Origin of the sequence: Streptomyces sp. NPDC088197 (assembly GCF_044741185.1) — a bacterium.
Taxonomy (GTDB): domain Bacteria; phylum Actinomycetota; class Actinomycetes; order Streptomycetales; family Streptomycetaceae; genus Actinacidiphila.
In genome coordinates, this window is record NZ_JBIUSD010000001.1 from 1,017,775 (window position 1) to 1,029,040 (window position 11,266).

Sequence of the window (11,266 nt, forward strand, 5' to 3'; positions counted from 1 at the left end):
GGGGTCGCCGGTCTCGTGACCCCTGTGCTCGGCCGAGGCCAGTCAGCCCGCTGCGCGTCCGCGGACCACGCCGCTGACGTTCCGCTGCGCTTGGCCGTGTCGTAGGAGGACGACCTCCGAGGTGATCATTCGGTGCCCTCGCGCTTCGTGTGACAGGAAGGGGACGCACCAAACCCCGGGACCCTTTGCTGGTAGCCGCCTCTGCCGAGGTACGGAGCGGTGAGAATGCCGTGCAGGCGCATGCAGGCGGCGAGTCGCTCCATGTCCGTCTGACCGAGACTCTGGTGGTGGAAGGAGGCGGCCCGGTTGTACTGGTCGAGGGCTTCGCGGACAGCGGTCGTGGGGAGGGGACCGTGCGTCATGGTGAGCGTGACGATCAGCTTGGCAAGGTCGTAGCCGAAGGGCGCGAGGGTGAGGTCGTCGACGTCGATCGTGACGATGGCGTGTGCCGTGATGAGGAAGTTACGAGGGTTGGCGTCCTTGTAGAAGGCAGCGGGGCCGGTGAGCGTCCGGGTCAGGAGCTCTTGGGCGGCGGCGAGGTCGGCCGGGCGCGGAAGGAACCCGGCCGAGTGGCGTGCGGCCAAGGCCCGCCTGCGCGACGTTGGGTAGTCCGCCAGCGCCAGGCCCTGGCCGGGCGTGTGCGGAGCGTCGAGCCGAGCGCGGTGCAGGTCGTCCACCCAGACGGCTCCGTGCACGTCTCCCATGTGAGCTGCGATTCGGGGCAGGTCCGCGGGCTCGGCGTGCCGACCCTCGATGAATTCGAAGACAAGGCTGGTGGGACCGACCGCACGAAGAGCCGGCAGCAGCAGAGGAGCCGCATGCTGCGCAAGCCAGGTGTAGTTGCGCACAGCGGTCTGGCAGCGCTCTGCACTGGTGTAGCGCTTGGTGTATCGGCTTGTCATCGGCGAGCTCCCGGTGGACGGGCGACGACGTAGGTGACGACCGAACTGGCGGCCACGGGAACGTCCGGAAGCCTGAGCCGGAGGGCCTCAGAAATGGCCTCTGCATCACCACTCAGGCCCGGCGGCAGGTGGTACTTGGGATTGGTCGCAACGTAGGCGGCCACGTGGGCCAGGTCCGTGAACCGGAAACAGTGCTCCTCGTGCTCTACGTGCAAGACATCGAAGGCGCCGGCCGCCAGCGAAGCGATATTGCCGCTGTGTGCCGCGGCATAGAGGCTTTCGCGGTGAAGCGCGTCCGGATCAAGTCCGGCGGAGACCACGAGCGAGTCCAGTTCACGGTAACTGTCCGCGCTCTTCGTCACCAGGATCACGACACCTCGGCGATCGAGGACACGTGCGAACTCGGCGAGCACCTGCGAAGGACGAGCCGAATGGTAGAGACAGAAGGCAGCGCTGACCAGGTCGTACGTGCCCGCCTTCAGCGGGAGGTGATGGAAGTCGGCCTGTACGAAGTCGGTCTTCGAGCCAGAGGTCGTGCCGACCCGTTCGCGCGCCGTGGCGACCATCGCGCGTGAGGCGTCGACGGCGGTCAGCCGACTCGGGCAGAGCCGCTCGACGAGCACTTGGCTGCTCGTTCCCCGACCGCAGCCGATGTCCGCCACCACGCGCACGGGAGTGTCCGCCGACGAGTGCTCGACGGCCAACTGCGCGATGGTGAGGGGTACGGAGCGACCCGAGACCTTCGCGAGGCCCAACGCCGACGTACGCGCGGCAAGGCGGTCGGCGCCGCCGTACAGCGACTCCAGGGACGGAGCCAGGAAGGGGTTGTCGGAGCCGTTCACCGCCTTGACCTCCCAGATCGGTAGGTGGCGGTACGGGGAATTGTCAGCGCATGTGGTCGGCCGAGACTTCGCTTAGCCATCGGCCTGCGTGTCGACGACCGGTGAGCAGCACTACGTCGGCGTGGCCGACAGCGAACTCCTCGATCTTCGCCAGCACGCGCGGCCTCATCTTGCGCCGGTAGGTAGCGACGTACTTGATCACGCCCCACGTGACCCGGTTGTGGACGCCGTTTCCCTTGTGACCCGCTCCATGTCGGAGTTGCCGCGAGACGATGCCCCACAGAGCGGCGAGGGTGGACACGTCCATGAGCACGACGGTGTCGCAGGCGTCGAGCCGGATCGACAGCGTGGAGTTGTAGTTGCCGTCGATCACCCATCGCGGCTCGGCCACGAGGGTGCGTTGGGCGGCGGCGAACTTCTCCGCCGGGAGCGCGTTCCACTCGTCGTCGAAGTAGACCGCGTCCAGGTGCGTCACCGGGGCCCGCAGCGCCGCTCCGAGATGACGGGCCAGGTGGGATTTGCCGCTGCCTCCGCAGCCGACGATGGCGACCTTCTGCATGGTGCTCCACGGTAGAGGGGTTGGACGAGCCGAGCAGGACAAGTCTCACCGCGTTGCCCCTTCCGCGCGGTCCAAGGCCGCAGCCAGGACCGCCTCCAGTGCCGCGACCTGGTGACTGAGCCGGAAGATCTCAAGCCGTTCGACGCATGCGGCGATGAGGTCGACGTGCGCCGCGCCACCAGTGCTCGCGCGCAGCTCGTTGATCCGACGCGTCACGTCGTCGCCGTCGTGCACGATCAGGGACGGGGGAACGAACGTTTCGACGCTGCGGATGCTCGACGGGGCGAGTGGCAAGCAGCCGGCCAGCACCGCCTCGAAGATCCGCTGTGTCATCTGTCCGGCTGTGGCGTAGCGCTCGGGCAGCAGAAGAAGCGTTGCCAGCGACCGCCCGTAAAGACGGTTCACTTCGGCGAAGGGGACGCGCCCGAGGAAGGAGACGCGGGGCCATGCCGATGTGCGCGGCCATTTGCCTGCGACCTGGTGGGGAACGTGCAGGGCCGCCGGTGCGAAGAACGTGTCGAAGGCGGCGTCCCTGTCGTACTGGTTCCCCACATAGCCGAGGCTGATCGGGCGTGGACGCGCCGCCAGCGCTACGGGATCGGCCGCGTCGAGGAGCGAGTCGTCCACGGGGAAGAGCAGTCGGCGGGAACCGGGACTGGGTGCGAGTGCGGCCTCGCACACCTGTACACCAGGGGCGTGGCGCCAGGGGTCATCCTGGCCCAGCTGGCGGTCCTTGTCCCAGATGACGGTCGGAGCGCCGTCCGGACGGGCGTACCGCCGGAGCAGATCGGCCTGGCGGTGGCGGTCGCAAGTGTGGTCGGAGGTGCCGCACGGAGTGGTGTTGCGGCCCTTGACGGGCCATCGCCATTCGAGGAAGAGCACGTCGATGTCCGGGAAGCCGACGGCATCGAAGGAATACGCGCCGCCGAGGTCGTCACCCGCCTCGGTACGGTCGCGGTCGGTCTGGAGGAAGACGACCTCGTGGCCCCGGGCGAGAAGGGCATCGATCAGGGGGCGGCGGTGACTGCGACCGCCGTCGGGGGTGTCGGTGATCCCCGATCCGAGGAAGCCCCAGAAGCTGTATCCGATCTTCACTTGGTGATCCACCTCCCGTCGAGCAGCAGGGCGTCCAGACCCGAGCCGACGAGGCAGCCGAGCGCCATGTCAGGGGTGCCGCAGATGGGCTGACCCTTCACGTTCAGCGATGTGTTGATCAGCACCGGGACTCCCGTCCGCCGACCGAACGCTTCCAACACTCTGTGGATGAAGGGGTTCTGCGCGGAGCTGACCGTCTGGAGCCGAGCTGTGCCGTTGGCGTGCACGACCGCCGGTATGCGTTCTCGAGCTGCCTCGGTGACGCCGGACGCCATCGACATGAAGGGCGCCCGCTGGCCGAGGGTGAAGAACTCGTCGGCCCGCTCCTCGGTGACCATCGGCGCGAAGGGCCGGAAGGGTTCGCGGAACTTGACGGTAGCGTTCAGCCTCTTCACCACCCCCGCTTGGAGTGGTGAGGCGAGGATGGAGCGGTTGCCCAAGGCACGCGGACCGGCCTCGAGGCGGCCCTGGAACAGGCCGACGATGGCGCCTGCGACGAGTCGGTCCGCCAGGAACTCGGCGGGGTCACCGGGAAGACGGTGCTCGTGCAGCGTCGGCCACCGGCCGAGGTCGAGCGTGGTGTGCGAGAACGTCGGGCCGAGGTAGCACTCCCCGGCGATCCCGGTGAGCGGGCCGGTGCCCCTGCGGTCCATGTGACCGGCTATCGCGGTGCCCAGAGCCGTACCGGCATCGCCAGGAGCCGGCGGTACGAAGACCTCTTCGAAGAAGCCGGCATCAACGATCCGACCGACGCTGACGCAGTTCGTGGCCACGCCGCCGCCGAGGCACAGCCGTCGCGAACCCGTCAGCTCTCGGGCACGACGGGCCAAGTGCAGCATGACCTCGTCGGTGCGCTCTTGGAGGGCGGCAGCGAGGTCTTGGTGGACGGCTTCGACCGGTGCGTCGGCCGCACGCGGTCGGCACGTCAGGTCGGCGAACCTGGGCGAGGTTCGCGCGTGGCCCGAGCTGAGTACGCGCAGAGGGAAGATCGAGGGGTCGAGGGTGAACCCGGTGCCGCTGGTGCGGATCGCCTGTTCGAACAGGTCGCGGAAACGAGCCGGGTCACCAAGGGCAGCGAGGGCCATGACCGTGCCCTCCTCATCGCCGCGCCGCCATCCCAGGTGTTCGGTGACCGCGCCGTACGCGTAGCCGAGCGAGGCGGGGTCGCGCAGCGCGTGCAGAACTTCGACGTCCGGCCTACCGGACGGGTGCAGTCGGCCTCGGCCGATCGTGGTGGTCTGCGTCTCGCCGAGGCTGTCGACGACCAGGACGGCCGCCTCGTCCCAGCCCGACGCCGCGAAGGCCGTGAGCTGGTGGGCCCGGTGGTGGAGCACCGGGTGGACGCGCGCCTGGGGGAACCGGTGGCCGAGTGACCGTAGGCGCCGCATCGTCCGTACGCCGACCTTGGCGAATCCGGCGGCGCGCTGGAGGGCCTGCGCCCGGGTTGCCGAGGACAGCGCCCACCGGGGCGCTTCCGCGACGGCGGCGAAGTAGCGCGGGCCCTGGAAGTTGTAGGCCACGACGTCGATGTCCGCGGGAGCGAGGCCGGTCTCTGCCGTCAGCCAGTCGACGGCGAGCGAGGGGTACTCCTTCGTGTGCTTGACGCCTGAAAGGCGCTCCTCCTCCACGAAGCCGACGAGCCGGCCGTCGACCAACAGGGCGGCGGCGGAGTCGTGGGTGAAGGCGCAAAGACCCAGCACCACGGACGGTGATCGCCTCACGGCCGCGTCACCTCGTTCCCGTGGCGGACGGGACCGGGAGCCAGCTTGGCGTACCACGCCGCCAAGGACGCGTGGAGCGGTCCGTCGATGTTCTCGGCGTGACGCCGCGCGTCGTCTCGGCGCCCCTGCTTCCACAGGCGATAACTGTGCATGGTGGCGGCCATCGCGTCCCATCCGGCGTGGCCCGTCGCTTCTCCGGCCTGGACCCGGGCGAGCTGGCCGTCGAACCCGTCCCAGCCGATGCTGAGTTCGGGCATCTCCGGCAAGGACGTCACGGACGTGATGGCCGCGGCACGCTCCATGTCGCGCTCGTAGACGTGCAGCGAACCGACGTGATGCCGGTAGTCGCCGGTCTCCACTCCGAGCCACCCCGCAACGAGTTCGTGGAGTGTGGTGTAGAAGAACAGGTCGTACGGCAGACCGATCCAGACGTCCTGGCCACGCATGGACGTGGCCATGTCCAAGCGGCCGTGGCGCAGATGGAACTGGAATCCGAGCGTGCAGGGCACGTCCCGGTGGCCTGCCGCGTCCCGGGCCGGGTCGTAGAGCTGGATCAGCGCCCGCCGGGAGTCCGGGTCCGCTTTGAGGATCTCGACGACGCGCCGCAACTGGTCGACGGAACCGCCCCATCGACGCAGCCGCGGCCCGTACGCACCACGCAGGATCCCGTCGTCGGCGTACTGAGCGAGCTGGTCGTTGAAGTCGAAGATCCACGGTGCGTCCGAGCCCGACAGGATCCACACCGTCTCGGCCACGGCGAAGGCCGGATTCGGGACGCGGGTCGGAGGAGCGAGCAGGAGGCGCGCACGTGGGTTCGTCAGCCGGATGCCGACGTCCAGCACTTCGCGCGTCGCCATTCCCCTCGGGCTGACGCGCTGGCCTTTGCGAGCGGCGCCGAGGGCGCCGGCGAAGAGTTCGGCGACGCTGTCCGCTGCGAACGTGATCATCGGGTCGTACCTCCTTGTGCCGTGTCGGGCCGAGTCGGTTGGCCATGCCTGTCGGGAGCGGTCGCCTCGACCTGGGCGATCGGGTGGGGGGAACGCTGTTCTTCGTCGGTGGCTTCGGGGAGCGCCTGGGCGACGATGTCCGCCACGGCTGCGGCGCTGCGGCCGACCTCATGGCAGATCGCGCGTTTGGCGGTCGCCGGTACCCGGGCCGAACCCGACTCCCCGGTGATGAACCCCAGCGCCGTGGCGATGTCCCGACCGGAGGAGCACCGCAGTGCGGCTCGTTGGTCGGCGAGGCCGAGAGTGCGCGTCGCCGGCAGCACGAGTTCCAGTACGGGTACGTCCAGCAGGACGGCCTCGATGCCGCAGGTGGATGAGGCGGAGATCAAGGCGTCCGCACCGGCCAGGCAGCCGCGAGCCCCGACGGCCGGATCTGCCAGGGCCACGGTGCCGTTGGCGGCTTCCAGCAGTGGGCCGAAGGCACCGGCGCCTTGGGCAGGGTGCGGGGCGATCACCAGTCCCCATCCGCTCCCCGCTTGCCGCAGCCCCTCCGTAATGACCTCGAACTGACTGCGCAGCCTCTGCTCACGGAATGGCTGGCAGGCCCACAGCAAGATCTTCGGTGGCACCTCCCGCGCCTGGTCCAACAGGACCTCCTCCAGGTAGCGGCGGTGGGCCACCCGGTCCACGTCGGCCAGGACGTCGAAACGCGGCTGCCCGACCACGTAGACCTGGGCGTCGGCTCGTCGGGTCCACAACCGCGCGGTGATCACGTCGCGGGTTCCCATGACGGCGATGTGCCGGCAGTGCTGCGCCCGCCAGGCGACCTGCCCCTCCACCCACGCCCCGTGCTGGACGTAGACCGTGTCGGCGCCCGCACGCTCAGCCGCTCGAACCGCGAGGGCACCGGCCGGGCTCGTGTCGTTGCTGCACAAGAGGACCGAAGGACGCAGCCGCGAAAGTACGGAGTCGAACCAGTTCTCGATCCTGACCGCCGCCGCCCAGGACGGCTGAGTGGCGTCCGCGCTGCGCAGCAGCACGCGCATGGCGAGTTCGGCCAGTTTCCGTACGGAGAACGCGTGTTGCCCGACTCGTGTGGTGCGTTCGCTGCGCACCTCACGAAGGACGTGGGCGGGCGGTCCGCCGTTGGCGGCCAGCAACTCCTGGGGCATCCGCAGAACAGAGATCATCGAGTGCCGCAGGTTGGGAACGGCGTGACTCGCGTCCGTGGCGAGATCCAGCACGGTGCTTGCGGTACCTCGACGGGCGAGGTCGGACAACACGGGCAGCATCGTCTCGACATGGCGGGACGACCAGGACACCGCGCACACAGGCGTCTGGGCGATCGGCGGATGCTGCTGCTCAGCCGACGTCCGAACGGGCAGGTATTCCTCTGTCGCATCGGGCGCTGCTGTCGCTGAGCGGTCGAGGAGGTAGGCCACGCCCGCGTCGGAGACGTGGTAGGTCACATAGCCGAGCGCGGGGTCGTGACGGGCGACCACCAGCTCGTGGCCTGTCCCGTCGTCGCCCAGGGCCTCGGTCGTCAGCCGCTTGACCACGCGTGTCACCAGCCGACGGACCGGGACGTGATGGGTGTGCAGCCAACTGACGCCGCCGGGCGTCCTGACCACGTCGCCGTACTCCTCTTCCATGGCGAGCATCAGCGCGTCTACCTGCTCTGTGATGCTCACGCTGCTTCCTCAGGGGCGAGCGAATCGCGCAGCAGCCCGAACAGTTGGGCGGGCTCGTGGGCCGTAAGGGGCTCCGGCGCCGTCGGCTCGCCGTATCCCCAGCCCGCGTGCACATAGCGGAGGCCGCCGCGCCGGGCCGCCTCCTGGTCCACGGCCATATCACCCACGTAGGTCGCGTCCGCCGGATCGGTCCCTGTCTCGACGAGGGCTGCCAGCAGGGTGTCGGGGGCGGGCTTGCCCCGCTCTCGTCCCGGTGCGCGGACGACCGAGAACGGACAGCGGAGGCGTTCCAGCAGGGGGACGGCTCGCGCCAGGGGCTTCGAGGTCACCACTCCGATTCGCTGACCACCGGCCGTGATGGTGTGCAGCGCGGCTTCGATGCCGGGGAACGGCCGTGCCAGGTGGGCGTCGCGCGTCGAGACGGCATCGTAGGTGCTCGCCACTTCCTCGATCTGTCGAACGCCGAGCGTCGCCATGATGTCGGAGAAGGGGCGGCCCAAGTGCTTTGCGTACGAGCGGAACGGGATGTCGATCCCATGCTGCGCACACACCGCCTGCCACGCGGAACGCATCACAGGAAGGGTGTCGACGAGAACTCCGTCGAGGTCGAAGAGAATGAGCTTAGAGACGGGCAGGGGTAAGGGCGCTGGAGCGCCCCGGTCCGGCCGAGGGGCATGCGTCATCACCACGGTTCTCCTTCTGAGTGCTGGTCGGGGCGGACACGGTCTGTCTGCGGCGTGGCGCGTGGCCATCCATTCGGCTGGCGCACCTTCAGGCCACGACGACGGCCTACGAAGAAGGTCGCGGATGGCGTTGCGCGCCGGTACGCCGTCGAGCCGTCGTTCCTACGCCGTTTCCGCACACCGAAATGGCGCCAGGACGGCGTACCGCCGACGTGGGCACGCCGGGCCTCGGGCAGCACGCTGGAACGCCCCGACCGGTGCTACCGGAAGCGAGACGAGACCGTGCCTGGATCCACAGTTGGACGCGTCACAACCGATGACCTCGGCGACGGGCTCGTCCAGCACCACCGCCTGGAACTGCTCACCTGCGACGAGCCGCAAGGTCTCGCGCGAGACCTCGTCCGTCGAGCGCTCAGCGGGCGTGCTCCGGAGCCGCAGATCGATGACGCCGTGGTCGTCGCGTGCGAACTGGTCACCAACGCCCTCCAGCACACGCCCGGCGGCCCGGTGCGGATGGACCTGGACGTGTACGAGGAAACGGCGGTCGTGTGGGTCCACGACGCTGAGCGGAATGCCGAAGCCGTGCGCGTACCCGAAGCGACTCGCGGAAGTGAGCTGTTGGAGAGCGGACGCGGGCTCTACCTCGTTGAGGTCCTCGCGGAGAAATGGTTCGTCCGGTCCGCGGACCGGGGGAAAGCGGTCGTGGCCGTCATGGCCCTGGGCAACGGCCGGCGAACTCCTACTCCGTGAACGGGAGGCTTTCCAGGACCTCCCACCGGTACTCCGCCCCGCACCTGCGCAGCTCCACGAGCTGCACGTTGGCGACACTGAGCTCGACGGCTTGCAGGGAACGCAGCGAGGCCACCGTCTCGATGACGGGGGCGGCGTCCCGTCGGCGGTTGTTGTACGCGAGGCTGAGGTGCGGTCGGAAACGGGCGGTTGTTTTCCTCACCGGCAGACCGACCGTGGTGTTGGCTGCGACGAGCGCGGCATGCAGGTTCACCAGCGGTTCCCATGGGCTGAGCGTCAGCCGCACCGCTCCCCGTGAGCCCGCCAGTGGAGCTGCTCGCAGAGTGAAGCGTCGAGGCAGCCTGGTCCGAGTTGTCTCGGCGAGTCGGCGTAGCTGCACGGAATCGACGGTGTCGGGGGAACCCACTCTGACCAGTGTCACGTGCAATCCGTCAGCGGGGACCGGGTCAAGACCGAGCGGCGACAGGATCTCTTGGCAGCGGAGTGCGAGGTCGTCGAGCTCTGGAACGCCGCGGAACGCGAGCAGCCAGTAGTAGGCCCGAGTGCCGTCCGACCAGCCGGGCCGCGACCAGTGGTCAGTCATCTCGTCGAGCGCGTCGAAAGCGGCCCAGTCGTGGACCGTGATGGCCTGGGCGTCGTTCAGATCGCCGGGAGGCTCCACCGGGAACGTGGCGGGGTCGGACGCGAGCAGATGCACCCGGCGTTCTCCTTCGGATTACAAGGCCCCGGCACGCGACATCGCCAGAACTGCGGGCTGGGAGCTCCACGTACGGAGTTCGTCCCCATACTCCCTTACGGCCAGGTGGTCCTGCCATTCGCGGGCCTGGTCGTAGAGGTCCCGAGTCCGCTGCCACACCGACCTGATCGGCGCATCACAGCAGAAGGCCAGTGCTTCCCGACCCAGCGACATCGCCCGGTCGACATCCGGCGTACGCTGCCGCAACAGGGCCGTGGCGACGTCGAGTCGGACGAGGGAACGGCTCCACGGATCCGAGTCCTCCACGAGGTCATCGATCCGCTCAGCCGTGGCGAGCACCTCCTCGACCTGGCCCGCGGACAGCTGAGCCGTGACGGCGTTCGCCACTGTGCGGGCGTACCCGTAGGGCTCGAAGGAGATGCACGGGGTGAGCCCGGCCGCGACGTCGTGCAGCGCCGAGAGCTCCAACGCCTGGCCGATCGCCCGCTCCACGGCCATGCGGTCGCCCATCTTCCCGAGCGCGCGTGCCCGGCCGTTGACCAGGAGCCGGATCGCCTGCGCACTGCCGGGGGCCATGGCCACCGCAGCCTCGGCGCAGGCGTCCGCCGCTGCGTATCGGCCCGCGTAGTAGTAACTGAAGGACAGCGTCCCCCGCGCCCATACCTCGGTCTCGATGTCATCAATCGCCCGACTGAGATCCTGCGCCTCCGTCGCGTACGCCTCGGCAAGCACGAAGTCGCCCAGGTTGACGGCCATGTACCCCAGCAGGCCGGCGGCCCGCGCGGCTAGCCGGAACAACTCCTGCCGGACGCGCGGCGGCTGGTGGCCGTCCAGGAGGGTGTGCATCAACTGCCGCAGCGAGCGCGCCTGCCCCCGGAGGGGCTTCGGCCCTTCGCGGTCGTACCGCGCGACGATGCCCTCCAGCGACGAGCCGAGGAAGGCGATCGTACGGCCGTCGGCATTGCTGGCCGTGAGCTGCCGGGTGCGGGTGACGATCTCCACGACGCTCTCTTCGCCGTCGCTGACTGCGGGGTGCGTCTCGGCCTGTCGGGGTATCGCGGCGAGGGAGGGCCTGCTGCTCGCCGCGTCGCCAGGTAAGCCGGCGAACAGCTCATCGGCACGGCTGCCCAGCATGCGCTCCAGCACCCGACACGCCCCAGGGTGCGGCAGCCCCCTCAACTCCCCGCCCATCCAGCGATCGAACTGCCGCGCCGAGACCGTGAGCGACCCCAACCGGGGATCGCCGTCGCGATCAGCCAACTCCCTTGCGGCCCGCTGGAACTGCGCGACGAACGCCTCGTAGACCGTGAGGTGCCGCTGCTGCAGCTTCCGCCGGAACAGGGTCTCCCTCGGCATAGCGCCGTCCTCCTTGCAGCGAA

11 protein-coding genes are annotated in these 11,266 nt (G+C 69.2%); 1 reads left to right on the forward strand and 10 read right to left on the reverse strand.

Going from position 1 to position 11,266, the window contains the following annotated elements; translation table 11 throughout:
- Nucleotides 1-125 precede the first annotated feature (125 nt).
- The 8 genes from ACIOC1_RS04470 to ACIOC1_RS04505 are packed head-to-tail and all read right to left on the reverse strand — an operon-like array spanning nt 126 to nt 8,440.
- On the reverse strand, nt 126-902 hold the full coding sequence (locus ACIOC1_RS04470) for a phosphotransferase (protein WP_401851817.1): 777 nt from the start codon (nt 900-902) through the stop codon (nt 126-128).
- Nucleotides 899-1,744: a class I SAM-dependent methyltransferase gene (locus ACIOC1_RS04475; protein ID WP_401851820.1), complete on the reverse strand. Its 846-nt coding sequence runs from the start codon at nt 1,742-1,744 to the stop codon at nt 899-901. The genes ACIOC1_RS04470 and ACIOC1_RS04475 overlap by 4 nt, the downstream gene beginning before the upstream one ends.
- Nucleotides 1,745-1,787: 43 nt before the next feature.
- A complete protein-coding gene (locus tag ACIOC1_RS04480) occupies nt 1,788-2,303 on the reverse strand; it encodes a topology modulation protein (protein WP_401851822.1) in 516 nt (171 codons plus the stop codon).
- Nucleotides 2,304-2,348: 45 nt separating this feature from the next.
- Nucleotides 2,349-3,398, reverse strand: coding sequence for a hypothetical protein (locus tag ACIOC1_RS04485; protein ID WP_401851825.1), 1,050 nt, complete (start codon nt 3,396-3,398; stop codon nt 2,349-2,351).
- Entirely contained in the window at nt 3,395-5,119 is a 1,725-nt protein-coding gene (locus ACIOC1_RS04490; RefSeq protein ID WP_401851828.1) for a carbamoyltransferase, read from the reverse strand. Before ACIOC1_RS04490 ends, ACIOC1_RS04485 begins: the two co-directional genes overlap by 4 nt.
- Nucleotides 5,116-6,066 carry a thymidylate synthase gene (locus tag ACIOC1_RS04495; RefSeq protein WP_401851831.1) on the reverse strand — a complete coding sequence of 317 codons (951 nt, stop codon included), beginning with the start codon at nt 6,064-6,066 and terminating at the stop codon, nt 5,116-5,118. Before ACIOC1_RS04495 ends, ACIOC1_RS04490 begins: the two co-directional genes overlap by 4 nt.
- Nucleotides 6,063-7,757: a hypothetical protein gene (locus ACIOC1_RS04500; protein ID WP_401851833.1), complete on the reverse strand. Its 1,695-nt coding sequence runs from the start codon at nt 7,755-7,757 to the stop codon at nt 6,063-6,065. The genes ACIOC1_RS04495 and ACIOC1_RS04500 overlap by 4 nt, the downstream gene beginning before the upstream one ends.
- Nucleotides 7,754-8,440 (reverse strand): HAD family hydrolase, encoded by a 687-nt coding sequence (locus ACIOC1_RS04505; RefSeq protein WP_401852018.1) that lies wholly within the window; start codon nt 8,438-8,440, stop codon nt 7,754-7,756. The genes ACIOC1_RS04500 and ACIOC1_RS04505 overlap by 4 nt, the downstream gene beginning before the upstream one ends.
- Nucleotides 8,441-8,494: 54 nt before the next feature.
- Here ACIOC1_RS04505 and ACIOC1_RS04510 point away from each other — a divergent pair, with 54 nt between their 5' ends.
- Nucleotides 8,495-9,190, forward strand: coding sequence for an ATP-binding protein (locus tag ACIOC1_RS04510; RefSeq protein WP_401851835.1), 696 nt, complete (start codon nt 8,495-8,497; stop codon nt 9,188-9,190).
- Here the strand turns inward: ACIOC1_RS04510 and ACIOC1_RS04515 are convergent.
- Both ACIOC1_RS04515 and ACIOC1_RS04520 read right to left on the reverse strand, forming a co-directional pair.
- The gene (locus tag ACIOC1_RS04515) at nt 9,180-9,887 is read right to left on the reverse strand and encodes a 2'-5' RNA ligase family protein (RefSeq protein ID WP_401851838.1); all 708 of its coding nucleotides are present in this window, start codon (nt 9,885-9,887) and stop codon (nt 9,180-9,182) included. The genes ACIOC1_RS04510 and ACIOC1_RS04515 overlap by 11 nt on opposite strands.
- Before the next feature lie 18 nt (nt 9,888-9,905).
- The gene (locus tag ACIOC1_RS04520; RefSeq protein WP_401851839.1) at nt 9,906-11,243 is read right to left on the reverse strand and encodes a hypothetical protein; all 1,338 of its coding nucleotides are present in this window, start codon (nt 11,241-11,243) and stop codon (nt 9,906-9,908) included.
- Nucleotides 11,244-11,266: the final 23 nt, after the last annotated feature.